At 66.5% G+C, this 25,302-nt stretch carries 24 protein-coding genes and 1 tRNA gene; 11 read left to right on the forward strand and 14 right to left on the reverse strand.

Translation table 11 applies throughout. The features are described from left to right. Nucleotides 1–106: 106 nt before the first annotated feature. From ED92_RS10830 to ED92_RS10840, 3 genes are read right to left on the reverse strand one after another with little or no spacing between them, the layout of a single operon-like run. A complete protein-coding gene (locus ED92_RS10830; protein ID WP_037336552.1) occupies nt 107–4,096 on the reverse strand; it encodes an NACHT domain-containing NTPase in 3,990 nt (1,329 codons plus the stop codon). Beyond that, nucleotides 4,083–4,517, reverse strand: a complete 435-nt coding sequence (locus tag ED92_RS10835; RefSeq protein WP_037336554.1) for a DUF6375 family protein — start codon at nt 4,515–4,517, stop codon at nt 4,083–4,085. The genes ED92_RS10830 and ED92_RS10835 overlap by 14 nt, the downstream gene beginning before the upstream one ends. Then, entirely contained in the window at nt 4,514–5,353 is an 840-nt protein-coding gene (locus ED92_RS10840) for a radical SAM protein (protein ID WP_063777576.1), read from the reverse strand. The genes ED92_RS10835 and ED92_RS10840 overlap by 4 nt, the downstream gene beginning before the upstream one ends. Before the next feature lie 441 nt (nt 5,354–5,794). On the opposite strand from ED92_RS10840, the gene ED92_RS10845 reads away from it, so the two are divergent. The 4 genes from ED92_RS10845 (at nt 5,795) to ED92_RS10860 (ending at nt 12,371) form a co-directional block, all read left to right on the forward strand. Continuing rightward, complete coding sequence (locus ED92_RS10845; protein ID WP_037336557.1) at nt 5,795–6,613, forward strand: hypothetical protein; 819 nt, start codon at nt 5,795–5,797, stop codon at nt 6,611–6,613. Nucleotides 6,614–8,269: 1,656 nt separating this feature from the next. Then, entirely contained in the window at nt 8,270–8,743 is a 474-nt protein-coding gene (locus ED92_RS10850) for a hypothetical protein (protein WP_037336559.1), read from the forward strand. 404 nt (nt 8,744–9,147) lie between these two features. Next, the gene (locus ED92_RS41335; protein ID WP_052120464.1) at nt 9,148–11,547 is read left to right on the forward strand and encodes an NACHT domain-containing protein; all 2,400 of its coding nucleotides are present in this window, start codon (nt 9,148–9,150) and stop codon (nt 11,545–11,547) included. A 5-nt stretch (nt 11,548–11,552) separates the two neighbouring features. Further along, the gene (locus ED92_RS10860) at nt 11,553–12,371 is read left to right on the forward strand and encodes a UbiA family prenyltransferase (protein WP_161791096.1); all 819 of its coding nucleotides are present in this window, start codon (nt 11,553–11,555) and stop codon (nt 12,369–12,371) included. 66 nt (nt 12,372–12,437) lie between these two features. Here the strand turns inward: ED92_RS10860 and ED92_RS42730 are convergent, their stop codons facing one another. The 4 genes from ED92_RS42730 to ED92_RS43300 all read right to left on the reverse strand — a co-directional run bounded on the left by ED92_RS42730 (nt 12,438) and on the right by ED92_RS43300 (nt 14,081). Further along, nucleotides 12,438–12,686 carry a hypothetical protein gene (locus ED92_RS42730; protein ID WP_161791097.1) on the reverse strand — a complete coding sequence of 83 codons (249 nt, stop codon included), beginning with the start codon at nt 12,684–12,686 and terminating at the stop codon, nt 12,438–12,440. 69 nt (nt 12,687–12,755) lie between these two features. Next, entirely contained in the window at nt 12,756–12,917 is a 162-nt protein-coding gene (locus ED92_RS42735; protein WP_161791098.1) for a hypothetical protein, read from the reverse strand. Continuing rightward, nucleotides 12,917–13,225, reverse strand: a complete 309-nt coding sequence (locus ED92_RS41340) for a hypothetical protein (RefSeq protein WP_052120465.1) — start codon at nt 13,223–13,225, stop codon at nt 12,917–12,919. Before ED92_RS41340 ends, ED92_RS42735 begins: the two co-directional genes overlap by 1 nt. A 490-nt stretch (nt 13,226–13,715) precedes the next feature. Then, nucleotides 13,716–14,081: a P27 family phage terminase small subunit gene (locus ED92_RS43300; RefSeq protein ID WP_235213242.1), complete on the reverse strand. Its 366-nt coding sequence runs from the start codon at nt 14,079–14,081 to the stop codon at nt 13,716–13,718. A 357-nt stretch (nt 14,082–14,438) separates the two neighbouring features. Between ED92_RS43300 and ED92_RS42740 the strand changes: the two genes are divergently transcribed. After that, nucleotides 14,439–14,606 carry a hypothetical protein gene (locus tag ED92_RS42740; RefSeq protein ID WP_161791099.1) on the forward strand — a complete coding sequence of 56 codons (168 nt, stop codon included), beginning with the start codon at nt 14,439–14,441 and terminating at the stop codon, nt 14,604–14,606. A gap of 278 nt (nt 14,607–14,884) precedes the next feature. Here the strand turns inward: ED92_RS42740 and ED92_RS10875 are convergent, their stop codons facing one another. Next, a complete protein-coding gene (locus ED92_RS10875; RefSeq protein ID WP_235213243.1) occupies nt 14,885–15,220 on the reverse strand; it encodes a hypothetical protein in 336 nt (111 codons plus the stop codon). A gap of 65 nt (nt 15,221–15,285) precedes the next feature. Further along, nucleotides 15,286–15,444, reverse strand: a complete 159-nt coding sequence (locus ED92_RS42745; RefSeq protein ID WP_161791100.1) for a hypothetical protein — start codon at nt 15,442–15,444, stop codon at nt 15,286–15,288. Nucleotides 15,445–15,891: 447 nt separating this feature from the next. Here ED92_RS42745 and ED92_RS10880 point away from each other — a divergent pair, with 447 nt between their 5' ends. Continuing rightward, entirely contained in the window at nt 15,892–16,353 is a 462-nt protein-coding gene (locus ED92_RS10880; RefSeq protein ID WP_152610910.1) for a hypothetical protein, read from the forward strand. A 76-nt stretch (nt 16,354–16,429) separates the two neighbouring features. Here the strand turns inward: ED92_RS10880 and ED92_RS10885 are convergent, their stop codons facing one another. The 3 genes from ED92_RS10885 to ED92_RS10895 all read right to left on the reverse strand — a co-directional run bounded on the left by ED92_RS10885 (nt 16,430) and on the right by ED92_RS10895 (nt 18,158). Then, complete coding sequence (locus ED92_RS10885; protein ID WP_037336567.1) at nt 16,430–17,467, reverse strand: site-specific integrase; 1,038 nt, start codon at nt 17,465–17,467, stop codon at nt 16,430–16,432. After that, on the reverse strand, nt 17,464–17,934 hold the full coding sequence (locus tag ED92_RS10890; RefSeq protein ID WP_235213244.1) for a hypothetical protein: 471 nt from the start codon (nt 17,932–17,934) through the stop codon (nt 17,464–17,466). Before ED92_RS10890 ends, ED92_RS10885 begins: the two co-directional genes overlap by 4 nt. 140 nt (nt 17,935–18,074) lie before the next feature. After that, nucleotides 18,075–18,158, reverse strand: a tRNA-Leu gene (locus ED92_RS10895). A 220-nt stretch (nt 18,159–18,378) separates the two neighbouring features. On the opposite strand from ED92_RS10895, the gene ED92_RS10900 reads away from it, so the two are divergent. Continuing rightward, the gene (locus tag ED92_RS10900; protein WP_037336569.1) at nt 18,379–19,401 is read left to right on the forward strand and encodes an LLM class flavin-dependent oxidoreductase; all 1,023 of its coding nucleotides are present in this window, start codon (nt 18,379–18,381) and stop codon (nt 19,399–19,401) included. Between the two features lie 76 nt (nt 19,402–19,477). Continuing rightward, nucleotides 19,478–20,137 carry a S1 family peptidase gene (locus tag ED92_RS10905; protein ID WP_037336571.1) on the forward strand — a complete coding sequence of 220 codons (660 nt, stop codon included), beginning with the start codon at nt 19,478–19,480 and terminating at the stop codon, nt 20,135–20,137. Here ED92_RS10905 and ED92_RS10910 read toward each other — a convergent pair. Together ED92_RS10910 and ED92_RS10915 are read right to left on the reverse strand one after the other, a co-directional pair. Continuing rightward, nucleotides 20,134–21,507 (reverse strand): DUF6351 family protein, encoded by a 1,374-nt coding sequence (locus tag ED92_RS10910; RefSeq protein WP_152610911.1) that lies wholly within the window; start codon nt 21,505–21,507, stop codon nt 20,134–20,136. The genes ED92_RS10905 and ED92_RS10910 overlap by 4 nt on opposite strands. Nucleotides 21,508–21,568: 61 nt before the next feature. Next, nucleotides 21,569–21,913: a hypothetical protein gene (locus tag ED92_RS10915; protein WP_052120470.1), complete on the reverse strand. Its 345-nt coding sequence runs from the start codon at nt 21,911–21,913 to the stop codon at nt 21,569–21,571. Nucleotides 21,914–22,014: 101 nt separating this feature from the next. On the opposite strand from ED92_RS10915, the gene ED92_RS10920 reads away from it, so the two are divergent. Genes ED92_RS10920 through ED92_RS10930 form a run of 3 tightly spaced genes read left to right on the forward strand, consistent with a single transcriptional unit; the run spans nt 22,015 to nt 25,219 of the window. Continuing rightward, complete coding sequence (locus ED92_RS10920) at nt 22,015–23,172, forward strand: acyl-CoA dehydrogenase family protein (protein ID WP_037336574.1); 1,158 nt, start codon at nt 22,015–22,017, stop codon at nt 23,170–23,172. After that, nucleotides 23,169–24,335: a CaiB/BaiF CoA-transferase family protein gene (locus tag ED92_RS10925; protein WP_037336577.1), complete on the forward strand. Its 1,167-nt coding sequence runs from the start codon at nt 23,169–23,171 to the stop codon at nt 24,333–24,335. Before ED92_RS10920 ends, ED92_RS10925 begins: the two co-directional genes overlap by 4 nt. A 44-nt stretch (nt 24,336–24,379) precedes the next feature. After that, entirely contained in the window at nt 24,380–25,219 is an 840-nt protein-coding gene (locus tag ED92_RS10930) for an LLM class F420-dependent oxidoreductase (protein ID WP_037336579.1), read from the forward strand. Nucleotides 25,220–25,302: the final 83 nt, after the last annotated feature.

The following is a 25,302-nucleotide window of genomic DNA, read 5'->3' on the forward strand; positions in this document are numbered from 1 at the left end:
GCACGCTCGCGCCCCGACATGATTTCATGGCGGCGCATCGACGGATATTTTCTCGAGTCGCGTACGTAGTGCTATAGAATCTTCCGGGGCGGCTCACTGTACTGCGCTAATCCACCTCAAGCAGTCGGATGTGCCGCCATACGTTGGCGTAGCTGCGGTGTACCGCACGCATCCAGGAAGGAACAGAGTGCCAGTCGGCGGCAACCTCTCGCTCGCCCCAGGCCACTTGCATGATCCGGCGATCACCGGCGAAGCTCTCGACGAGATCGCGGCGCAGGTAGAGCAAGTGGCCGCTCCAGGGCTTGTCCACGCGGAAGACTGCGGAGGCGCGTCGGCCGTCCAGGCTTACGAGGTCCACGGTGCCGGGCAATTGACGGAGGCCGAACCGGGAGGCGAACTCGAATGACGGCACGTCGTAGGCCCCGCCGAGCCCGATCTCCGAACTGTTGTTGGGGGAGTAGTCCACTGCGACCTGGACGAACTCGATGCCATCGTCCTGCCAATCGCCGCGCAGCGCTCGAGGCGAGAAGAAACCTGCGGCATCGTCGTCGAATGTCTGCTCGAAGCGGGGGTTCCAAGGCATCTCTCCGGCCAGCACGTCGCGGACCGCCGGCAGCGGAGGAAAGAAATCGTTTCCGGGGTACTGACGCTCGCTGGCGAGCTGCCGAGCAGGTTCCACGTCATGCGGCTTCAGCAGGAGGGTACGGAAGAACCCGAACACCGTCCGTCCGTCGTGGCGGTGGTCCAGGTATCCCTCGACCAGAAGCCAGCCGCCGTTCACTCCGTGGATCTCCTCGGGTGACCACAGATGGTCCGGGACAGCCACCGTCCCTGACGTAAGCCAGGTCTGGTCGTCGGTCGGCTCCACGGGAGCCCACGGCGGAAGGGCCATGGGTGCTATCGGGGGCCTGGTGGGAAAGGTCGGGTCGATATCGGGCATCAAGCGTCCTGCGTCCCCGAAAGGGGCGGGTGTGCGGTCGGCGTCGACGAGGCGGCCGACCATTTCGTGGTAGGCGATCCAGCCGTACTTCTTACCATACCGTTCTACCCTCCTTTTGGTGCCGTAAGGCTGCTCGGCGTTCGCGGCAATGGATTGGTCGACACTGCCGAAGTCCTTCTCTCGCCAGCCCAGTTCCCAGATGCGAGCCATGACCTCGGCGCGGGCCCTGCGGTAGTCGGCGTGGTCGAAGTCGTAGTTGTCCCTGCCGTTGATAGCGGCCCCGATGACGTAGTTCTCGAAGTCAAAGCCGAAGGTGCGGTCGCATTCGTCGGCGTTGGGGTCGTTGTCCTCCATCATCTCTGGGGATGTAACGGCGGCGAACTTCGGCGCGCTGGCATCGACACCGTCCGGGACGGCAGCGGGGTGAAGAGCGCTAGCGAATTCGTAGGTGGCCCGTACGTAGCCGCGCAGTTGCTCGTGCGAGGTGGGCGTGGTCCCGCCTTCTAAGAAGCGGTCGCGCAGCTGTATTAGCCAGTCTCGTAGGGCGCGTTCGAGCGGTCCGCCAGGATCGGGCATCTGGTGGGTGCTGGCGGCACCGAACGCTGCGGCGACGATGCGTTCGCAGACGTAGGGGTCATTGACGTCGAGCATCCGGGCGGCGAGGCCGAACAGCCGCTTGGGTTCTGGCTGGCCGTAGCGCTGGAGGGCTTTCGTCGCCAGGTCCCGCATGCTTGTGTCTGTGGAAGTCAGCAGCCAGGCGATAGCCTGCGCGTCCAGATCGTCGCTCGTGGCGCGGTTACTGCTTCCGGACCACCTGTGGATCGCGCTTTCCAGGTCTGCTGTCAGTCGTCCTGGAGCCTGGCCTCGAGCCCATTCGGCCCAACGCAGGTCACGTACGGGAAGGGACAGCTGGCGTAGGACGCGATCGAGGAACACGGCATTCAGGCGGTGCGGGGCGGACCTGCGAAACTCCCACAGACGGCCGAAGGCCGGTCGGCCCTTCCGCTTGCTGGGCGACGCGGTCACGAACGCGGTTGCGAGCGCGTCGACGGTCTCGTTGTCGAGGAAGTCCGACTCGGTCGAGAGTTCCTGGGCGAGCACCAGCGTACGGTGCTCGTTCGGGGCGACTCGCCACAGGTGGTGCCGGGTGAAGCGGCGTGGCAACAGCGCGATGAGGCCGATGAGGATGTCTTCGCCGAGAGGATGCGCCTGGTCGCCCAGGAGGGACCGCCAGAGAGCCGCCTCCGCGAGCTGTTCGTCGACTTCCGCGGGGGGAATGCGCGCCAGAATCGCGTCGGCGATCAAGTACCCAGCGAGGCGGTCAAACACGAAGCCGCACTCAGTGTCGTCGGAACCCTTGATCTCCTCGCGGAAGATCACTCCTTCGTCCACGAGCCTCCGGAGCAGGCTTTCGTCCCAGTTCGGCTGGTCGGTGTCGAGAATTCTTCGCGCTTCGTCGAAGGGAAGCCGACGGACGTTGTGTGTCCACAGGTGCCTCGCCATCGCGGCCAGGCGCTGCTGGATCTGGTCGGCCGGCACCGGGATGCGGGCCGGGTCCTGGGCTAGCCGTTCGATCACGCCCTCGCGGTACAGCTCGAAGACGCCGATGAGGGACTGAGGTAGTGCCTCCACGCCCACCCACGCTCGGCGGTCGTGGTTCGCTGCCTCGCAGTACATGTAGACGAACAGAGGATTGTGAAACTCTTCGATCGGTAGCCAGGCGTCGGCAGGGTCGATCAGGTAATGGCGGAAGTAGACGCGGAGGATCTCGTCGACTTCCGAGCGCTGCCACGCCAGTTGCAGGGACACCGTGTCCTTCGGGAGAACCTGGTCGGCGAGTGGTTCGCGGAGAGTGACGATGATCGCCACGTGGGGGTAGTTGCCCAAGGCTGGCGCCAACGCCGCGAGCAGTGGCCTCCATTCCGCGGGCCGCTCGGCTTCGTTCAGGCCGTCGATGATCAACGGGATCCGGCATCCGGCGCGGTTGCCGGCCGCGTTGAGCGCTTCCAGGAGGTCCTCGAAGTGGTCGATCTTCAGCCCGGGGATCCGGCGCGCGAGGTCGTCGAGGGTCTTGCCGGCACGAAGGTTTCCGCCCTGAATGAAGACTCCTGCCGTGGGCTGGCCGGTAGGTGAGGTCATGTGCGCGGCGAGGTGAGTCTTGCCCTGTCCTGCGGCGGCGATGACAGCGAGCAAGGGAGCTTTGGCGTCGGTCCACGTATCGTCCAGCCACTGGATGATGTCGCGGATCTCCGCACCGAGGCCGGTGACAAGCAGCGCCTCGGGCCGGCGACGCTGCCTAAGCCTGAGCACCAGACGTCGCAGCGTGCAGGGCGAGGTAGCGGGTGGCCGCAGTTCGGCGAGGCGCTCGCGGACTTCCCAGGGCCGGAGACTGCTCCCGGCGTCCAGGATCTCCCGCAGGTCGTCGACGAATCGGTCCAGGTCGTCAACGGCCTCGACGAAACCTTGGCGGAAGGTAGCGTCAAGGCCGTCGAGGGCTGTGCGCAGTGCCCGGATCCGGGCTGCGATGCCGTCTGTGCGCTGCTCCAGCCACTCAAACGACGCCGGCCGTAGCAAGGCCCGGTCGATGCGGTGCTCCACGTGATGCGAAGTGTGCAGCCGCGGCATCCACCGTGCCTCGACCGGCGCGATAGATCGCTGGTGAGCCTGCGCCAGCACGTCTGGGGTGAGGGCGAGCTCGCCGAAGAATGTGGAGCGGAGCTCATCGTGTCCGGCGAGTTGGGCGTCGTAATCCTCGGTGGACCATAGACGGACACTGATACCCGGCACAGCGAGCCCGCTGATCCACTCCTCGTCGTTCTTCGCGGGTCGCTGTGGAAGGCAGAGCACGAAGTCGGTCAGGCCGGCGACGTGCTTGACTGCTTTGGAGAGCGAATCCTCGATCTGGTCCCGCTGGCCCGCTGTCAGGCGATTCTTAGCGCCGAGGATGAACCACTTGCACGACCAACCCCACACCCGTCCCGGCCCACCCAGGCCACCGGCGTGGTCCACACGCAGGTAGAACTCGACGCCGGGCTGGTTCCGGCGCTCCCGCATCGTGCCCAGCGCGCTGTAGCGGCGGGACACGATGGCCCTAGTGAGCGCTTCGAAGTTCTGGTCGGCGGCGCCCGGCAGGCGTGCCAGATCAGTCAGATCCACCGTCGCTCCGGTTGCTTGTATCCGGCCCCGTGATCGTGTCCTCGTCCCACTCATGGCGGGAGTAGACCTCGACCTTTGCGCCGTAGTTGAGAAGCACCTTCAGGAATCCCTGAACGTCGGACTCATCGGTCCAGATTCGGACCGTCTCCGCTGTGCGGGTCACGCTGTGATCGAGTGCGAAGACATCGACGTCGTACCGCCCCATGTCGTACAGCTTCATCTCAGCGAGTGCTTCGCCGAGTTCACGAGGCATCCGCTCGTCGGGACTCCGCCAGTCGTCGTCGGACCACACGGCCTCGGCGAGGTCCTTCAATGCCTCCATGCGTTCTTGTGCCGCCTTGGCGCCGGTGACGGTCTGGAACCGACCGATCAGAACGAGGTCCATCGAATGCTCCGAGCCGTAGCCGTTCCAGATCCTCATGCTGCCTCCCTCAACGCCTGCGCGGCTTCCATGATGAGGCTTCCGACCGACACACCTGTGGGCGCGTAGGCGTGAGGGCGCAGGATACCGGTCGCGTCGATGTGCATATGCGCGTCGAGAGGGCGTTCGCCTGGGATGACCTCCGTTGTGGGCAGCGCGGCCTCGAGGCCGGTCCGGGAGATCGCGAGCCGAACTTTTGTCCTGGCGATCGCGGCCCATTCGACGAGGCGCTGCGAGTCAGCGCCGCTGATTCCGGGAGTTTCTGCGGTCGGCTGCTCAGGCAGAAGCAGGAGTTCGGACGCGCCGACCTTGTCGGCGAACTCGGCGAGGTCATCTAGTTCGCTGACCGTGTCGGCATTGATGACGGCGTTGATGCCGAACGGGGCAAGGGTGCCGAGAAGCCCGGCCGACTGGACGACGGCCGCGAACGGTCGGCCGCGGAGCCGCTCGTAGGTGGCTCCGACCCCGTCGACTGACAGGCGGACGAAGTGCACGGCCCCGCGCAAGGATTCGACAAGTTCGGGTGTGAGCCGGTGCCCGTGAGTTGTGAAGGTCACCGCCATAGACGTGGACTGAGCTATATCCGAACACAGCTGGGCAAACCCTCGATACGCCGTCGGCTCCCCTCCGCCGAAGCCGACACCGAGGCACCCGGCAGCATCAAGTTCGACTGCCCACGCCAGCACACGCTCCCTTTCGAGCACGGCGGCGTGCTTGGGCGCGTAGCAGTAGGCGCAGCGGAGCTCACAGGCGTTGGTCAGCGCGACGGACAGGTACCGGGGAGCAGGAGAGAACTGCTCAGGGGGAACAGACACCTCATCCAGCAGCACGTTCATACCAGAGACACGGTCAAACAGGTGAACACCAGCCGCGGACAGGCGAATCTTGCACGTCACCAATTGGATGATGCCACGCCGTCAGCCGTTTGTCCGACGCGCCCAGACGGCCGTTGCTGCGGCGGCCGGGCTGGACCGGTCCTTCTGCGTGGAGGTCGAGGGCGAGAGCACAGCGTGGCGATCGACAAGGTCGTTCACATCGCGGACGTATTGGGCGCCGTGGTCGTCGAGCTGTTCACGGACCTGGAAACGCCCTGACACGTTCGCCTGGCCGTAGGACGCGGCCGCGTGAGCGATATATCAGATCGACGCGACCGACGTTGCGGTGGGCGAGGCAGCCTGCGAATCTCGCGGGCCCACTGAGCACCCGTGACCCCTATCGCGTCGCCGGGCATTGACGAGCAAACCCGATCAGGCTCCGTGGCATGGCATGCTCGTTCGATGAGCGAGAACGACGATAACCTCGATGATCTGGTCGGCAGCAGGATAGTCGTGATCTATCGCAAGTCCGTGTGGTCCGCGATTAGCGAGGTCTTTCGCGCGCTCGGCCCTGACAAGGCCGCGAACCTGAAGGTCAACTCCGGCGAACACCTTGCTGCAGTACTCGCCACGGCTTTCCTCGGCTCTCCGCCAGTGGAGGCAGACCACGATGGCGGCCCAGATCTGGTATTCAGTCTCCAGAACCAGACACTGCTCAATGGGATGGTCGGACCTGAGGACGCACCCTTCGCCGATTTCGAGATCAAATCACTTCCTGGCCCTGCCCGCCAGTTCAACGCTGCCATCGAGAAGGCTCGTCGCCAGGGGCGAGATCCTCGCACGACCGAAATGACGATCGCTATCACCTCTGCGGATGCGATGCTGACTGATGCCAAGGCGATGATCACGGCGGCCGCAGCACAACTCGAACGTAAGTCATCTCCTGACCGGGCACGGAACGTCTTCCTCGTTACCCACCCGTTCGACCACTTCTACGCGGAGATCGCCGACTACTTCCTCACACACCGCCTGCCTGCGCTGTCCGACTTGCCGGATTCCGTCGATGCGGTCTGGCTTCTCGCGTTCCCCAGCCATCTCGCGGTGTGGTCGGTCGCTCAGCAAGAATGGATCACCCTATACTTCGCCGACGCCAACGAGAACGAGCAGCTACCCGGATCTGAGGACGATCTCGAGTTCCTCGCCGCGGTCGACCTCGAGTTTTGTTCCCACCTCGGGCCCGACAAACACTCTCCATACGGGATCAAACTGACCTTCGAGTAGCCGACTGGCTAGCTCGACCGCGCTGAGCAGCGCAGGCCGTAGAGCGGCCAGGACTCGTTGGAATGAGCGGCTGCTGCACCCTCGCACGATCGAGCCCATCTCCGCGATGTGGTCGCGTACTGCCATGAATCTGCTCAGCCAGCCGCACCAACACCGCCTGCGGCGCGGCCCCTGCCCAGGTCGACGAACGCCGCATCCCCCGGGGCCAAGGTAGACAACCGGAACTAGTCCTCCCGGCCGATCTCCGGGAACCGCCACAATCCTTCCAGCCTCTCGTCCGTGAATACCGGCGCAACCACCCGGCAACCTCACACCAGAGCCCGACATATCCCCTGGCCAGAAGCCCATTTGCCTAAAGTTTCCCCGATACTCCGGAGCCCCAGGTGGCCGGATCTAGAACCGGTGGCGGGCGGCGTAGCCGCGCTGGGTTGATGGCGCAGTGCGAGCCAGTCCTGTTCAGCGTCGAGCAGTTCGGCGATCGCCCGGTGCAGGCGCGTCGGGCCCGGTTCGACATGCTCGTGGAGCAGGTCTCCGGTCGAGGTAGCTACCGTTCGCCGATGCGCTGTCCCGGCATTCGTGCCGCCGATCTCTGCGCTCGTCACGGCTGGGGGAAGTCGAGGACGAGGACCAGGCGCGCGCCGCTGCGTGATGATGGCTGTCGGGTTCGGGAGGCTTTCGGTGCCGGGGCGGGTTCGTTAGTGATCACTCGCAGGGTCGGCGGGTTGCTCTGGGCGGGCGCGCGTTCGGGCCTCGGCTCCCAATGAGGGGCGAGTTCGTGTCAGAGCTGGAGCCGGTTAATTTCAGGGAGGTGGCCGGCGAGCGCGCCCACCGGTGTTCGCGTAGGGCTGGGGCATGATCTCGAGTTTGGCGCGTGCTCCGCGATGTAGTTCGTCCACCAGTCGATGTGACGGGTGCAGGCTTCGGACCACCGTCGTTGCCAGGTTGTCTAGTCGGTAAGCATGGTGCTTCGGCCTGAGCTGTGACGGCGCTGTTATTTCCGAGCCGTCGGCGCCCTGCAGACCCGCTTGGCGGCTGGTAGCGATGGATGTCCTCGCGCACCGGCTCCCGGATCGGGTCGAGACGGCGTTCGGCGTACCAGGCGTTTAAGTCTTGATCGCTTTACCCGGGCAGAGTGGCCGGCCTGCCGGGCGTTCGTTGCGGTCCGAGCGCCAGGTTCTGTATCTCGCCCAGCATCATCCGGTCGCACCTGTCGCGATCGCCACGATCGCCACACAGGTGCCGAGCAGCGCGCCGGTCACGCGGGGTCGGCCACCAGGCGCTGAACTCGCTGGGCCAGTGCGAAATCCTCCTCGTGTGTGGTCATGGACGTCCGTGGCCCGACCGTGTAGTTGAAATTGACTCGGCGATGCTGGCGGCGGAGCAGGTCGTGGCTGTTGCCGCGTCCGTGGGCGCCGCCTTGCTCTATCTGAGCCGCGTCGTGGTGACGCAGGACGCCGCGGACACCGCGCTGGAGATCTCGACGCCGGCGCGGAGCGGACCTGGGTGAGTAAGGCTCTAGCCCGGATCGCGGCTGGACTAGCCGTAACGAAGTCGGCTTCGCCCACGCCGGCGGCTTGGAGGTGACCGCGCCCTGGCACGACACTCTGGACGAGCTCGCGCCCCCCAGCCCGCGCGTCGTTGGGATTCCGGGCCCACGTGAGCGACGCACTGAGGACGAGAAGCTCATGGAGTTGGGCCAGGCAGGTCGCTGACTCTCCGGAGTTCCGGCGGGCCCGCTATGCCCTACGCCGGTCCGTTGCCGAGGAACTCCCGGCGCTGGCCGACCTGCGCAAGGACCCAGCCACTGGCCCGTGGATGATCTCCTCGGTCAGCAGGGCCGCCGACGAACTGGTCCGGGAGCTCGCGGCCGAACGCGCGGACCTGCTCCAGGCAGGGGCTGAAGCGCTCCAGGACCACGCGGCGCGCAATACGGCGATCAGGGCTTCGTCGTCAGCGATGGTGGGGTCGGCTTCTCTCCGACTGGAGCCAGAGTTGGTCGACGATGTGCCCGCGCTGGCGGCGGGTGACCCTGATACCGGGATAGGTCATGGTCTCCGCTGGGCTGTTCGGGTCGTCGACGACCCGAACGGCGGTCGGGCTTTCGCGCGGATGATCCAGCTGGTCGAGTAGGCCCCGCACTCGTTCAGCGGGAAGAGCCGCGGGATGCCGCCGTGCGAAGTGCGCCACCACGCTCGACTTCGGGGTGGGTGAAGACTTATCGCTCCGGCTTTAGACCGCGGAACAACGACCAAAGGGCGGTGAGGACGTTGTGTGATGAGTGCTCAGGATGATAGGGATGGCGGCCTCGGCCCGGCCATGCAGCGGGGCGTTCGAGTGCATGGCTATCTCGCTTCGTGCATGTACGACGTCAGCGCAGGGACCTAGTAGTGCACACCCTCCTCTAGCGCTTGCGCCCATAGTGCGTCGTATTCCTGCGTCGGCTCGCGTAACGCGCAACGGGACACACTCGACTTGAACGAAGGAGTGCGCCGGCCGCAGACCGAGGGGGCCCACCGGATGCCGAGGAATACCGCGTGAGATTGCTGCGGCGCTGGCCGTGGATCGTCGGTCTCCTCCTCGCCGCGGCGAGCATCTTCGCCAGTGTCGAGTTGACGAGGAGCACCGGTTTCGCGTCCGCCTCTGCCATCGCAACGCTGATCGGCCTGCCGCTTACCACAGTTAGCTGCTTCGCCGCGCTCGTGGCGTTGAGGTCACGAGCCGAATCGGCAGCATCCCCGAAGGAGACTCCAAGCGGGATGGCCGACGAACTGGCTGGAGTGGTGTATCGCCAGTGGGACGCCGAAGCTCGGCTACGTCGTCTGTACGACCCCTACCCACTCCCGCTGACTTGGAAAGGTGCTCCGCCTTCACTGGCCGATAGCTGGGATTCATTGGTGGCGATGGCCGCAGCATGGCCGGGCTCCTCGCGTGCAGCACCGCCATGTCCATCGGACGCCGCTGCCATCACTGGATCGGATAGAGACCTGGCCGAGATCTTCGAGCAGCGGATCCCGACGCATCGCCTGGTCGTGCTTGGGGCGCCGGGCAGCGGCAAGACCATGCTGCTGGTGCGCCTCATCCTCGAACTGCTGACACGCCGCAATCCCGGCGGGCCAGTGCCGATCCTGGTGTCTTGCGCGACCTGGGACCCGGACGCCGATGACTTCGATTCCTGGCTCACTAAGCGGATGGGCATCGAGTACCCCGCGCTGGGGCAGCCAGCGGCCCCAGACGTCTCGCGAGCGCGCATGCTGCTGGAACGTAACCTGGTCCTACCAGTGCTTGATGGCTTCGATGAGCTGAACGACGAGCGAAGGCCATCCGCGTTGCGCGCGCTAAACGAATCTCTCGGGCCGGGTCGCGGAATGGTCGTGTCTAGCCGCGTTGATCAGTACCGGGACACTCTGCTGCAGGACCCCGACAGCGTACCGCTGCGCGGTGCGGCTTGCATCGAGCTGGAAGCGTTGAACACAAGTGTTGTCGTCGACTACCTCAGTCGCGGTCTCAGTCCCGTTGCTACTCGGCGATGGTCACCCGTGCTCGCCGCGCTCCAAACGAGCACTCCACTTGCGGCGACCTTGACGACACCCTTGATGGTGGGCCTGGCCCGGTCGATCTACGCGCCGCGAGTCGGCGAGAGTCTGCAGGCGGTCCGCGATCCAGAGGAGTTGTGCGACACAGCGAGGTTCCCGCGGCCGGAAGCCATCAGAAAGCATCTGTTCGACGCCTTCATCCCGTCTGCATATCGAAGTCATCCGGATCCGTCACAGCGCGCCAGGTGGAGAGCGCGCAAAGCGGAGCGGTGGCTGGTCTCGATCGCCACTCACCTTGAGGAGGACCGTGGGCGCACGACCGACATCGCCTGGTGGGCAATCCAACGCGCGGCTTCGCCATTGTTCTTCGTCATCTGCATCGGAGTAATGTGTGGCGTCGCAATGGGTACGGCCACAGGGCTGGTCGACGTCATCGGGGTCGGCGTTGGCGTCGGTGTGCTCACTGCCATGCCGATCGGGTTGATCTTGCGCTCGACAGTGCTTCGCGCACTGCCGTCGGCGACCGGCGGCCTCAGCGGAGGCCTGGTAGGCGGTTTCGGAGGAGGTATCCTTGGTGGGCTGACGGCCGAACTTGCTTTCGGCACGCCGGATCAGGTGGCCTCGACGGCTGCGACCGGCCTCGCCATCGGCGCCGCAGTTGGCCCCACCGTTGGATTGGGTTCTAGTCGAGGACGCGGCGCGAAGGCGGGACTGATAACCGGCCTGGTTGGCGGGCTCGTTGGCGGCCTGTTTGACCAGCGCCTCGGGCCGGTGTCCTCCATTGCCCTCAACGCACTAGGTTGTGCCGTGATCGGTGGATTGAACATGCGAAACGCGGTGTCCGTTCCAGCCAAGGGCTTTCGTTGGTCAGTGGTCGGCGTTGGAGTGGGCATCATCGCTGGCCTTGGCATCGGAGTCATGGTTGCGCTGACGACGACTGCCACCATCGGTATAGCGGTAGGAGGGCTTGTAGCCGTGACGGCGGCCTTTGCTGGCGGTATGGAGACTGCGAGCGCGCATGTTACCAAGGCAGCGAGCCCCCGGTTGACCCTCACTCACGACCGGACAGCCTTTTTCGCCCTGACCGCAGCATTTGGCGTCCCCGTTGGTTTGTCTACAGGCTTCACCATCGGAGTTGTCCGCGAAGGCGGGATTGCCGCGGGCATCGTCGCAGGCATGTGCATCGGCGTTGCAGTCGGAGTGTGGGTCGGATGCCTCCAGACGGCGTGGGGACAGTTTCTCGTCGTGCGAGTGTGGCAGGCCGTTCGTGGCGACCTGCCGTGGAGACTCATCGGCTTTCTGGAGGACGCGCATTTGCGGCGGGGCGTGCTCCGGCAGGTTGGCCCTGTCTATCAGTTCCGGCACGCCGAACTCCAGCACCGGCTCGCTACGCGCGAGTGACCAGAGTGATCAGAGACCTGCTGACCATCTCTCGCCCTGTGACCTGCCTCGCCGAGAGCGCATGGACACTCGTGGGAATCCATCTCACGGCACGATATGCGCTTCCTTTAGACATCGCTGCGGCGGTTGTGAGCATGGCGCTGTTGACGGCAGCCGCGCAGGCTTTCAACGACGCACAGGACGTTGCGGTCGATGCGCGGACCAGAAGCCATCGCCCACTGCCCGCCGGTCGTATCTCGGTCCGCCAGGCCAAGCTTTATTGCTACGCCTGCGTGGTTACGGCGGTATCGCTGGCCGCCACGGTGAACGTAATTCTGACCTGCTACGCGGCCGTGATCGCTTCCGTTTCGCTGGCGTACTCGAAATACCTTAAGCGCATCCCGTTAATAGGGAATCTGACCGTGGCGATCACAGCGAGTTCGCCAGCGTCCTACGGCGCTGCAGCGACAGGATCGAGCAATGCGGTGATATGGGTCGGCACGGCAATGATCTTCTGGCAGATGCTGGGTTACGAGGTACTTAAGGACATCCGAGACAGACCCGAGGACGTCCATTCTGGGCTGCGTAGCCTGGCAACCGAGTGGATACACGGCCAGCTCGCTGCCCTGATCCGGGTGAGCCTAGCTCTTGGAGCCGCTATGGGGATCTGGGCAGGCCTCCTTACCCAAGATTCGTTGGCGTATTACCTCATCTGCGTCCCCCTCGTGCTCGTGCCCAACATCGGAGCGGCCGTCATCGCGAGCGAGGAGAAACGGAACTCTCTAGCGCGGCGACTGATCGTGGGGAGTTGGTTCCCCGCCATCATGTCGTTTTGGTTCCTGTAGTGAACCCTCAGTAGAGCGAAGGCAATCCGGTGGGGACTAGCACGTGCTGATTGCATGTAAAGCTGCTCAGGTACGTAGCACGGCGGCGAACAAACTCGTTGATGGGCAGGCAACGATCAGGATCTGTAAAAAAGCGACGTAGTAGTCCTGTGGTATCCGGGCCTCGGCGCAGAGGCCGTCCTGATCGGCTCGCATGGTGGCGTGTCGTTGCCGACTAATACGGACAGATGATGTCGACAATGGACGGGTGGTGTCGATGACGGAGGACGGTGGATCGTTGCCGGAGCTGCCAGATGAGGTGGCGTCGACGATCATGCGTGAGTCGCCCACACAGGGGCAAGAATCTTGGCATGCCTGCGGACGGCGTCGGTGTTGATCGTTTACTCACTGGACGATGAGGCAGACCTTCGGCTCGCTGAGAGCGCGGCCTACATGTATACGCGAGGCGGTCGATGTGCTTGTCAAAGAGAGCAGCCCGGCCGGCAGGTTGCGCAGGTAGACGAACCGGTGCGAGGCGCGGGACAGGTCTTCGGCGATCTTCACCACTAGTCGTGCTCGGACTTGGCGAAGCTGGTGGGGTCGTTGCCTGCCGCTGTGGCCGCAAGCAGCAGCGGCTGTACACGGGGTGCCCATGTCGAGCCGCAGCGCGGCCCATAGGTAACCGGCTGGGTCAGGACCTCGTCGAAGATCACACATGACGGGTTCGAGCCGAGGTTGCCCAGCGCGTCGGCAGTGACGACCTGATGCACGCTGTTGGTTTTCTCCTCCCCGATCCGGGCGGCGTGCTCGACCACCCGCAGCCGTTTCGACAGCACCGGCGACAGCGCGACCATGTGGGCGGCGACGTTGAACACCAGCCGCGCCTGGTCCTTGTCACGGGCGGCGCCGTAGACCTCGACCGACTCGACCCCGTCCCCTGCTCGGACTTACCGCCCTTCCGGGCGAGCTCGATCCAGCCGGACCGGTAGCGGCGGAACGTAGGTCTGCTACTCCGGATCCCATAGGACCTGGCCGAACAGCGGGCGCACGATGTCGTCGCGCTGCCAGTCGGCGTGGATGAACGGGGTCCGTGCCCACCGGTTTTTGGTGTGCACGCGAATCTCTTCAGCGAACGCCTGCGCATGATCGGCGCGCTGATGGCAGAGGGCGGTCGCCGCGTTGGCGACAGGGACGTCCGTCGAAGGACCAGCCGCACACCGGAAGCCGCGGTGGCCTCGGCGTGCCAATCTTGGAACTGGGTTTCCGCATGCGGGAACCGGGTCTAGGAGAGGAGGTGGCCCGCGTCGCCCGAGGTCCCACCATCGGCGCTCACCTCGGCCTTGATCGCCTGCCGGTCCGACGGCGTCAGCCCAAACGTGCCGCGAACGTCAGGAACGTGCGCTCCGAATCGGCCTGCACCTTCAACGCCAGATTCGGCACCAGGCCCCCACGCCGGGAATCAGCAACGCGGAGCCGTTCACCAGGGCAGTAGCCACGGGCGTTGCGGGCCAACACCTCACACAACACCCCGAACGCGTCGACATCCCACGCGGTCAGAATCGTGCGGGTGATCATGCTCGGCGCGAGCCAATCCCAGATCGCCCGTCCCTTCTCCGACAACCACACCGGCGGCACAATCTCGTCCGCAGGCGGCACTGGCTCCGCATCATTGATCCGGTCCTTGCGATCACAGTGCAGGATTCGCAATGAGCTGGCTTGCCTGCGGTCCACGTTTCCCCATGGCCAGAGGCACCTCGCGTTGCAACGCGCGCGCGTATACGCGCAACAAGCACCCGCTAGTGCTCCTTAATGAGCCCCAAACGCGCGGTAGAGGCACAATCTGCTCCGAAAACGCGGATTTTACAGGCTTTAGGTGGTGTAAGCGGCTCGTTGACGTTGGTGTATGGAGTGCAAGCCCGTCAACTCATGTGGACGCCATTTTCGTGGCATAGCCCCAGGTTTCGTACAAAACCTGACTCAGGCTAGGCTCGTGCGCGGTTGCAGCTCAGCGTGTGATTTTCCAGCCGCCTACTCGATTGCTCGGGCCCGGCGATCGGGAAGCGACGGCTTCCCAGAAGGGAAACACCAATGAGTGAACACCGAAAGGATGAAGACGACTCGGGCGGTCTGCCGCCGGAGCGCGGTCCCGGCTGGCCGATGAAGACCAACCGGAACCACGTCCTAATCTGGGTGATCCAGCTCCTTCGGGCGCTGGCTGCGGCGGTCCACGAAGTTTCGACGCTCTGGGACCGCTAGGCAGGGGGCGGCGTCCTACCGGTCGTCGCCCCTCACTCGTTCTTGTCGCCAGTCCATCAACGGATTCCGCTTGCGAACTCGCAACAGGAGAGTACCCGACTGCGCCCTACGGCTGTATCGCGCTACAGCCGTAGCGAGCTACAGCGTCAACGACTAGCTGACGCCGCTCGACGCCTTGCCGCGCCCCTTCGCCTTAGCGGCAGTGGTGGCGTTCTTACGGGCCGCGCCGCGCTTCTCGGCTGCGGCGGCGGTCTGTCGCTTGCGTGGAGGCATTCAGTTCACCCCCTCTCGGTGTCGTCGGGTTCGGGCATGGTGACGCCGAGCAGTTCCGCGGTGGCGTAGCCGTCGAGGTACTTGTCCCCGATGACGACGAGACCGGCGGCAGCGAGGAAGGCGTCCTTGTCGTCCTGGCTCTTGAAGCAGACGCAGAACCAGTACTCGCTTTCGGTCGCGAGCTGCATCCGTTCCAGCTCGCGGGCGGTGCGTTCGCGGAAGCCGCGGTGCAGCGCGTCGGGTTCGGCGCGTGCGTCGTTCTCTTCGTCGCCCGTGTACTCGACGCCGGCGAGCCGGGTCGGGGTCCGGCTCGGCCGTGAGCAGGGCCAACACGTCGTCATTGGACTTCATGCGGGACACGGACGACGCCATCTTGAGCGGTGCGAGCAGCGCGGCACTGGGGGCGTCAGCGAGTGAGGTCGTGGCGCAGCAACTCCGGCTCGGCGAGGGGGCACCAGTCCGGGTCGCGGGCGTAGTCCTCGGGTGCGTGACGGCTCAGCGGTTCGATGAAGCGGTAGTCCAGGCCGTCGAACGAGCGGCCGTACCACTCGTAGTCGATCGGCAACGGACAGCCGTGCCGGGTGGACGTAGGCGATCTGCGCGGTTCAGGCTGTCGACGAGCCGCACGTGCACGGTGGGTCCGGCGGCACGATGCTCAGTGCTGATGCTTCGGTCGCGGCGCTCGGTATCGGCGGCCACTCCGAAGGACTGAGCGGAAGTGGCATAGTCGCCGCAGGTTTTGCGCTGCGACTCGGCGCTGGTGGTGACGGTGGCCCGGCGTGTGGTGTTGGCAGAACGCGACGCCTGATGCGTGCGGACGATCCAGGACAGTCATTGCGATCGCTGTCAGGTTTCGGCAAGCTGGTGGTGTTAGTCGCGCCCTCCCTGCGTGAAGGAACAGGGACGTGCCATGACTGCAACGTGTTCATTCGACTCCGGTGGCCAGCGGGATGACGGTGTTGCTGCCGGGAATCCGTCGATTCCTCTTGGGCGAGAGGCTGAGACTGTTCCGGTGGCTGACAGGATTGTCGCGTCGTTGCTGCTGCCAGCCCGAGGTTCAGCGACCAGGGGCGTGGTTCCTCCGCCGCTGGCTGAACTCGGTGTGTTGGTCGAGAGTGGTTCGGTGAATTTCAGTCTTGTGCGGATCGATGAGACCGGCACTGTGGCTGCCAAGGTCGCGCTGTCTCAGCTGGGTTGGTGTGCGGGGCAGTCGATTCGGTTCGATGTGTCCGCTGGCCTTCTGGTGGTGAGTCGGACGAGTGAAGACCCGGCCGCGCGGATACCGTCGAAGATGGGTGTGGTGCTGCCTGCGCGATTACGGTCGCGGTGCCGGATGCGGTCGGGCGAGCAGGTGTTGCTGGCGTCGTTGCTTGAGCATGACCTGCTGGTGGTGTATCCCCAGCATGTTCTGCATGCGATGGTCACCGCGTTTCACGCATCGCTGCTTCACCGCCGTGACCTGCGGGACGGCTGACAGGAGCCGGCGGAGGTGCTCGCGGGGAGATCGCGAGCACCTCCGTCGGCATCCAGGGCAACTCGGGCGCGCTGGGTCAGGCGGCGAGTGGGTGTGGTTCGCCGGTGAGTGCGGCGAGTGCGGCGGCGACTTCGGTGATGTCGGCTTTGACGTAGCTGGTGGTGGTGAGGTCGCTGCCGGTGTCGGAGTGTCCGGCGTAGGCGCGGGCCACCCCGATGCCGAAATTACGTTCGACCCAGGTCAGGGTGGTGTGCCGCAGCCAGTGGGCAGTGACCTGTAGGGCTCGGGCCCATTCGAGCTCGGCGTGGACACGCCGGAAGATGTAGTCGTAGCGGCGTTTGGTGATGGGGTTGCCGTTGGCGTAGCGCAGAAGCTGCTCCCCTTGGTCGCCGTTGCCACGCTCCTCCCCGTGAGCGATGAGGTGGCGCATCAGGGTGGGGGAGACGGGCTGCCAGCGTTCGGTTTCGCCTTTCTCCCGGAGCAGGACGGTGCATTGCCGGCGATCAAGGTCCCTCGGGCGAAGGGCGAGGGCGCCGCCGCGGCGGCAGGCGGTTTCCTCGTGCAGCCGGCAGAGGAGGGCATCGAGTTCGGGGTCGTCGCCGGTGCTGGCGACGACGTCGTTGAGCTCGGACAGTTGCCCGTTGGGCAGGGCCCGGCGAGTGGAGGGATTGCGTCGCGGTTTGGTGACCCTGCGGGCGGGATTGCGGTGCTGGTCGAGGCGGCCGTCGTTCTCCAGGTGTTTGTAGAGGCAGCGGACGGCGGCGATGAAGTTCTCGGCCGCGTTGCGGCCGCCGCGGGAGTTGCGCCGGACCACGGCCGTGGCGCGGGCGATCTCGGACTGGGCTTTGATCTCGGTGGCGGTGATCGTGTCCATAGGCCGGTCACCCCACACCGCCTCGGCTTTCGCCCAGTACGACCCGTAGGAGGCGGCGGTGCTGCGGGACAGCAGCGCGGCGACGACGGGAATCCATTCCCGGATGGTCGGCATGGGCCGGCGCCGCGACTGGCCGTCCTCCGTCGCGGTGGTCGTGAGGAGTTCGGCGGGGTCGACGCCGAGACGGTCCAGGAGAAGACGGGCGGTTTCGAGGTCCTGCGGGCTGGCGGAGGTGCTCATGATGCCTCCTCGGTGGTGGCGAGCGAGGCGTGGAAGGCGCGCAGCATTGCCTGTACGGCGGGTTCGGGGTGGACGACGAGGACGTCGTGCTCGGCGTCGGCGACCAGGAGCATGCGGGCGCCCGCATTGACGCCGCAGGCCCTGCGGACCGTGGCGGGGAGGCAGACATAGGGCTTGCGGGGCATGACGAACACGCCATCGGCGCCCCGGTGGATCACCACCGACGTCTGAACCAGCGTGATCAGCAGCCGGTCACCCACGCTCCAGCCCATAGCCGCGACCGCACCCCGGTCCTGCAGGCGCCCGCCGGCGTCGAGGACCGCGATCGACAACCGCGGCCCGCCGGCCGCGCCTGGCGTGTGCAGGGACGGAAGCTCCAGTGGAACGGGGGATGACAACGGCGACCGCACCCGCGCGGACGCGGGGACAGCGGCGGGCAGGGACACCGATGAGATCGGACAGGTCATGACACACCTCCCCGCACTGTCGTACGCGGGGAGGGCGCGACCAGGATCAGTCTAGACGACCAGGCCGTACCGGTAACGCAAGAAAGACCCGCCGAAGCGGGCCGATTACTCTGTGCTGTGGGAGATCCACCATGAATTTGTGTCCGAGGGGGGACTTGAACCCCCACGTCCGTTAAGGACACTAGCACCTCAAGCTAGCGCGTCTGCCATTCCGCCACTCGGACTTGCTGATGTGAGAAGAGTATACGTCGCCTGGAGGGCCTCAATCAGGGGGGTACGTATAGTCACGCAGACCTACATTGAGACGATGATCGGTTACCCTCCGACAGCTCCTGCGGTGCCGGAGGGGCGCGTTCCCCCAGGTCGAAGGCTGAAAGTGCGTAGTGTGACCGGCGGCTACGGAGGGTGGGGAATCAAAGTCGGGGGCGGGGCGCTTACACGGGCGTGAAGAAGATTGGTTTCCTGTCCTTCGGCCACTGGTCACCGAGCGCGCACTCCGAGACGCGGTCCGCGGCCGACTTCCTGCATCAGTCGATCGACTTGGCGGTCGCGGCCGAGGAGCTCGGCGTGGACGGCGCGTACTTCCGGGTGCATCACTTCGCGCGGCAGGCGGGGAGTCCGTTCCCGTTGCTGTCGGCGATCGGGGCCCGGACGTCGAAGATCGAGATCGGGACCGGCGTGATCGACATGCGCTACGAGAACCCGATGTACATGGCCGAGGAGGCGGGCGCCGCCGACCTCATCTCCCGCGGCAGGCTCCAGCTCGGGGTCAGCCGGGGATCCCCGGAGCAGGTCATCGACGGCTGGCGGTACTTCGGGTACGGGCCGGCGGAGGGGCAGACCGCGGCGGACATGGCCCGGCAGCGCACCGAGGTCTTCCTCAAGCTGCTCGAGGGCGAGGGGTTCGCGCAGCCGAACCCGCGGCCGATGTTCGCGAATCCGCCGGGGTTGCTGCGGCTCGAGCCGTACTCGGAGGGGTTGCGCGAGCGGATCTGGTGGGGATCCAGCTCCAACGCGACCGCGGTGTGGGCGGCGGAGCAGGGCATGAACCTGCAGAGTTCCACCCTCAAGGACGACGAGACGGGGGAGCCGCTGCACGTTCAGCAGCGCAAGCAGATCGAGGCCTACCGCGAAGCCTGGAAGGAGGCCGGACACTCGCGTGAGCCGCGGGTGTCGGTCAGCCGCAGCATCTTCGCGTTGACCAACGACCTGGACCGGGCGTATTTCGGCCGTGACCGGGACTCGCGGGACCAGGTCGGCATGATCGACGAGACGACCAGGGCGATCTTCGGCCGGTCGTACGCCGCCGAGCCGGACGAGCTGGTGCGGGCGCTCAAGGAGGACGAGGCGATCGAGGCCGCGGACACCCTGCTGCTCACCATCCCGAACCAGCTCGGTGTCGAGTACAACGCGCACGTGCTGGAGAGCATCCTCACCCACGTGGCGCCGGAGCTCGGCTGGCGCTGAGAATGCGCGGTTCGGCGGATGGGCCGGGGTGTTCCGCTCGTTACGATCGGGACATCCCCGGCCATCGGAGGGTCCCGTGAGACTGCCCCGATCCCTGTCCTGCCTGGTCCTGGCCCTCGGCCTGGCCCTGCCGTCGACCGCGCAAGCGAGCGCTCCCGCTCCGCTCGGCGGCGGGAGTGTGTTGCAGAGCGGCGCCGCGACGCGGTGTACGGCCGGGTTCGCCGCCGTCTCGGGGAATACCGGCTACCTGATCGCGAGTTCGGCTTGCGGCAAGCCCGGTGACACGATCCGCAGCGCCGGCCGGGTGGTCGGGGTGGTCGTGGGCGCCCAGACCCCGCCGACGGGCGCGATCGTCATCCGGGTGACCAACACGACCGACTGGCGGCTGGTGGGCTCGATCCCGCCCACCCCACCCCGCGTGACGATCACCGGGTCGGTCGAAGCCCCGGTCGGCGCGTCGGTGTGCAGGTACGGCGCGACCACTGGCTGGCACTGCGGCACCATCCAGGCGAAGAACGTGTCGATCACCTTCCCGGACGGAACACTGACCGGTTTGACCCGGACTTCCGTCTGCGCCGAGCCGGGGGACAACGGCGGGCCGTTCGTCAGCGGGACACAGGCGCAGGGCGTGCTGGTCGGTGGCAGCGGCAACTGCTCGAGCGGCGGCTCCACCTACTTCGTCCCGGTCAACCGGATCCTGTCGGCCTACGGGCTGACGATCCTCGCCGGCGCCTAGAACGGCAGCGCCCTCGGATACGGGGGAGGGGAATGCCGCGCGAACGCCGGCGTGGTCGTCACGCGGGTTTCCCGGACGATGTCGAAGATCGTCTGGTGTTCCGGGGTGAGCGAGCCTGCTTCGGAGTTCAGCGTGGTGGCGCCGGTCGACGGCCAGCGCCCGCGGTCCAGCCGCCGTTCCAGCGTGCGCAGCGCGGTGATCTCCTCGGACGCGGTGAACACACAGTGACCTGCGCGGTTCACGAACAGCTGACGGAGCTCGTCGCCCGGCCCCACTCGTTCGGCGTAGGCGCGTTCGTGCGCCGCGGGCGCGGTGCCGTCCGCGACGGTGTGCATGGTCAGCACCGGGACCGGCGTGCGACCCAGCGGCAGCCCGAAGCGGGCCAGATAGGCGGACGCGGCCGGATCCGGAGCGATTCGGGGCGCCTTCGCGAGTCGGTCGAGGTCCGCACCGAGGTCGAGCCCCGCCTCCGCGTAGGCGCGTTCCACCAGTGTCCGTTCGCCGGACTTCGCCAGGATCCGCCGGTAGTCGACGCCCACGTTCCAGCTCGGGTTGCCGCCCGCCCGCTGTTCCAGCGCGACCCGGTCGACACCGAACGCGCCAGCGCGGTAGAAGCGATCCCAGACGCCCTGCCAGAAAACCTGATCCGCGACGTCCGGCGGACGTGGCTGCGTGGCGTCCAGCCAGCCTGGGATCTCGGCCAGCGCGTTCGCCAGCGCGAGCCGGGCCCTGCCGCCCGGATTCGCGGTGGCGGCCTGCACCACGTCGACGAATCTGCCCACGTTGGCCGCGGGATCGGTGATCCGCACGAGTTGCAGCCGTGCGTCGAGCAGCGTGTTCAGCGCGTACCCGACATCGAGCGACGAATTCCAGTGCGCGGCCCCGCCGGCGAGGGTGCCGCAGAAGGTCATCAGGCCGTCGAACCGGCGCGGGTTCCGCTCGGCGAGCAGGGTCGCGGTGATCGCGCCCACCGATTCGCCCGCCGCGATGGTGCGTCGCGGCGGGCCGATCGTGTGGGTGAACCAGTCGTGCAACCGGGTCTGGTCGGTCAGCGCCTCCTCGATCGACCAGCCACGCACGGTCCGATACTGGGACGCGGCCAAGGCGTAGCCCCGCGCCAGAAGGAAAGACTCGGTCGCGGGCTGTGACGTCAGCGCGATCCGATCGGGTTCCGGATACGCCACGGAGTACATCCCGTGGCTCCACAGCACGAGCGTGCCGTTCCAGTTTTCCGGCACCAGCACCAGATAGCGTGCGCCTTCGAGGTCGCCCTCGTACCTGGCGACCGGGCCGTCGGCCGAGGCACGGGGAACCATCAGCCCCAGAAAGATCGTGAGCAGGGCCAGGAAGACAAGTCCACGTCGTGCCACGACGACCACCCCCGCGGCTCATCTTTCGCCGCGCGGACCGCGGTGTCGACGGCCGCTCGGCCTAACTGAAGATGACCGAGCGCAGGAGAAGTCTGTCCGAGCCCCGGCCGCCGTACGGGCGTAGCGAGAAGTAGGAATCGCTCGAGCAATCGTCGTCCAGGAACACCACCGCGGTCGAGTCGGTGTCGTTCCGCGGACGGAACGCGTCGACGTCCCAGTCGGCTATTTCGGGTATTTCGATGCATTCACCGCTGGGCGGATCCACCAGGGTGCCGACCTGGATTTCTTCGTCTTCGTCGTAGTAGCGGTAGGTGAATTCGCCGTCGGCCGCGGAGGCCACCGCCGGAATCGTGAAGCACAGGGCGACGGCGCTGACAATGGACAGGAAAGCGGTTCGAGTACGCATGGTTCGACGTTAGGACGGTGATCAACATCGCCGGTAGGTCTCGCGGCCAAATCCACTCGGGGGAGTGGACCGGAGTCCGGACGGTGATCGATAGTGAGGGCATGTACACCGGCAACCCCGACGTCCCCGACGACGTGTTCGCGGACGTTCTCGGCCAGATCGACGATTTCGTGCGCACCCGGGTGATGCCCCGGGAGCTGGAGATCATGAACACGGACGCCATTCCGGCCGATCTGCGGGCGCAGGCCGCGGAGATGGGACTGTTCGGGTACGCGATCCCCCAGGAGTGGGGCGGGCTCGGCCTCGACCTGGTGCAGGACGTCGAGGTCGCGATGGTGCTGGGATACACGTCGCTGGCGCTGCGGTCGATGTTCGGCACGAACAACGGGATCGCCGGGCAGGTGCTGGTCGGTTTCGGCACCCGGGAACAACAGGCCCGGTGGTTGCCGGGGATCGCGTCGGGTGAGGTCGTCGCGTCGTTCGCGCTGACCGAGCCGGGCGCGGGGTCGAATCCGGCCGGGTTGCGGACCAGTGCGAAGCCGGACGGTGACGGCTGGGTGATCGACGGTGGGAAGCAGTTCATCACCAACGCCACCGAGGCCGGACTGTTCGTGGTGTTCGCGCGGACGGACACCGGGATCGCGGTGTTCCTCGTGCCGGCCGACGCGCCGGGCATCACGGTGGGGGCGAAGGACGCGAAGATGGGGCAGGAGGGCTCGCGGACCGCGGACGTGACGTTCTCGCAGGTCCGCGTCGGGCCCGAGGCGCTGGTCGGCGGAGACGGCGATGTCGGCTACAAGGCGGCGATGACGTCGTTGGCGCGCGGCCGGATCCACATGGCGGGCCTCGCCGTCGGGACGGCGCAGCGGGCGCTGGACGAGTCCGTCGCGTATGCCGCGTCGGCGACCCAGGGTGGCACGCCGATCGGGGATTTCCAGCTGGTGCAAGCGATGCTGGCCGATCAGCAGACCGGTGTGCTCGCCGGTCGCGCGCTCGCCCGTGAGGCGGCGCGGGCGTATGTGACGGGGGAGGACCGGCGGATCGCGCCGTCGGCGGCGAAGCTGTTCTGCACCGAGATGGCGGGCAAGGCCGCGGATCTCGCGGTGCAGGTCCACGGCGGGAGCGGCTACATGCGCGAGGTCGCGGTCGAGCGGATCTACCGGGACGTCCGGTTGATGCGGCTGTACGAGGGCACGAGCGAGATCCAGCGGTTGATCATCGGCGGCGGGCTGGTGCGGGCCGAGAAGAAGAAAGCGTGACGCGGCCGCTCGACGGGGTCACCGTCGTCGCCGTCGAACAGGCCGTGGCCGTACCGCTGGCCACCCGCAACCTCGCCGACCTCGGCGCGCGGGTGATCAAGGTCGAACGCGTCGACGGCGGGGATTTCGCCCGCGCGTACGACCACGCCGTCCATGGCAGCGGCGCGCATTTCGTCTGGCTCAACCGGGGCAAGGAATCGCTCGCCGTCGACCTCAAGACCGACGAGGGCCGGGACGTCGTCCGGCGGCTGGTCGCGAAGGCCGACGTGTTCGTGCAGAACCTCGCGCCCGGCGCGGCGGAGCGGCTCGGTTTCGGTGATCTGCGGGCGGATCATCCCGAACTGGTCGTGGTGAACCTGTCCGGGTTCGGCACGGGCGGGCCGATGGAGCGGCGCAAGGCTTACGACATGCTGATCCAGGCCGAGGCCGGGCTCATCGCGATCACCGGCACCCCGGACGCTCCGGCGAAGACCGGTATCCCGACCGCCGACATCGCCTCGGGCATGTACTGCGCGCAGGCAGTGCTGGCGGCGTTGCTGCGCCGCTGGCGCACCGGCGAGGGCGCGACGATCGAGGTCTCGATGCTGGAAGCCACCGTCGAATGGATGGGATACGCGCTCAACACCCGGATGTACGCCGGCACCGAGCCCGAGCGGATGGGGCTGAGCCACAGTTCGATCGCGCCGTACGACGCTTTCCCCACGCGCGACGGTCAGATGCTCATCGGCGTCCAGAACGACGCCGGCTGGCGCACGCTCGTCACCGACGTCCTCGACGCGCCCGAACTCGCCGACGACCCGCGCTTCACCACCAACGTCCAGCGGGTCGCCCACCGCGCGGAATGCGACGCCGCCGTCGCCGCGAAGACCTCGCTGTGGTCCAACAGCGAACTCGACGACCGGCTCGCCGCGGCCGGGGTGCCCGCCGCCCAACTCAAGGACGTCGGCCAGGTCGCCGACCATCCTCAGCTCCGGGCGCGCGATCGCTGGCGCAAGGTCGGCACCGAATTCGCCCGGATCGACGCGCTGCTGCCGCCGGTGACGTTCGACGATTTCGAGGCGTGCATGGGCGACGTCCCGGCGTTGGGCGAGCACACGCACGCGTTGCTCGTCGAGTCCGGAGTGGACGCCGACGATTATCTTCGCCGTGGCATCGCCCGCTGAATTTCGGAAGCAAGTGGAGGAACTCCAGGTTTACGATCAAGATCATGCGATTCGCCATCAAGACTTCGCCGCAGGACACCGTTTGGTCCGACATGCTCGCCGTCTGGCAGGCCGCCGATGAGATCGAACTCTTCGAATCGGGCTGGACCTTCGATCACTTCTATCCCATTTTCTCGGATTCGACCGGCCCCTGCCTGGAAGGGTGGGTGACGCTCACCGCGCTCGCGCAGGCCACGAAACGGCTCCGGGTGGGCACGCTGGTCAGCGGGATCCACTACCGCCACCCCGCGCTGCTCGCGAACATGGCCGCGACACTGGACATCGTTTCCGGTGGACGGCTGGAGATCGGTGTCGGCGCGGGCTGGAACGAAGAGGAATCCGGCGCGTACGGCATGGAGCTGGGCACCATCAAGGAGCGCAGTGACCGCTTCGAGGAGGCCTGCGAGGTCCTCGTCGGCCTGCTGACCCAGGAGACCACCAGTTTCCAGGGCGAGCACTACCAGCTGACCGACGCCCGTTGTGAACCCAAGGGTGTGCAGAAGCCGCATCCGCCGATCTGCATCGGTGGCAGCGGCGAGAAGCGCACCCTGCGCACGACCGCGAAGTACGCCCAGCACTGGAACTTCGTCGGAGGCACGCCGGAGGAGTTCGCGCACAAGCGCGAGGTGCTGCACCGGCACTGCGCGGACATCGGCCGGGATCCGAAGGAGATCACGCTGTCCTCGCACGTCCGCCTCGGCACGGACGGCGACTACGCGAAGGTGGCCGCGGAGGCCGAAGCACTCGGTGAAGTGGGGCTCGACCTGGCGATCATCTACCTGCCGCCGCCGCACACCCCCGCCGTGCTGGAGCCGCTCGCGAAGGCGCTCGAGCCGCTGCGCTGAGGTCTCGGAGGCCGGCCGGGGAGCGATGGCCCGTTGCGGAACCGGCCGGTCTCGCTATACGGTGACAGAACTAGAACAGGTTA

Origin of the sequence: Amycolatopsis sp. MJM2582 (assembly GCF_000754115.1) — a bacterium.
Lineage (GTDB): Bacteria > Actinomycetota > Actinomycetes > Mycobacteriales > Pseudonocardiaceae > Amycolatopsis > Amycolatopsis japonica.

Excerpts from the sequence above, each read along its gene's own strand:
- ED92_RS10835 (WP_037336554.1), bottom strand. The coding sequence starts at position 4,517 with ATGAGGATCTGGAACGGCTACGGCTCGGAGCATTCGATGGACCTCGTT.
- ED92_RS10840 (WP_063777576.1), bottom strand. The coding sequence starts at position 5,353 with ATGAACGTGCTGCTGGATGAGGTGTCTGTTCCCCCTGAGCAGTTCTCT.
- ED92_RS10845 (WP_037336557.1), top strand. The coding sequence starts at position 5,795 with ATGAGCGAGAACGACGATAACCTCGATGATCTGGTCGGCAGCAGGATA.
- ED92_RS42730 (WP_161791097.1), bottom strand. The coding sequence starts at position 12,686 with ATGATCGTCGACGCCACCTCATCTGGCAGCTCCGGCAACGATCCACCG.
- ED92_RS42740 (WP_161791099.1), top strand. The coding sequence starts at position 14,439 with ATGAGTGAACACCGAAAGGATGAAGACGACTCGGGCGGTCTGCCGCCG.
- ED92_RS10875 (WP_235213243.1), bottom strand. The coding sequence starts at position 15,220 with ATGACGACGTGTTGGCCCTGCTCACGGCCGAGCCGGACCCCGACCCGG.
- ED92_RS10885 (WP_037336567.1), bottom strand. The coding sequence starts at position 17,467 with ATGAGCACCTCCGCCAGCCCGCAGGACCTCGAAACCGCCCGTCTTCTC.
- ED92_RS10890 (WP_235213244.1), bottom strand. The coding sequence starts at position 17,934 with ATGACCTGTCCGATCTCATCGGTGTCCCTGCCCGCCGCTGTCCCCGCG.
- ED92_RS10915 (WP_052120470.1), bottom strand. The coding sequence starts at position 21,913 with ATGCGTACTCGAACCGCTTTCCTGTCCATTGTCAGCGCCGTCGCCCTG.
- ED92_RS10920 (WP_037336574.1), top strand. The coding sequence starts at position 22,015 with ATGTACACCGGCAACCCCGACGTCCCCGACGACGTGTTCGCGGACGTT.
- ED92_RS10930 (WP_037336579.1), top strand. The coding sequence starts at position 24,380 with ATGCGATTCGCCATCAAGACTTCGCCGCAGGACACCGTTTGGTCCGAC.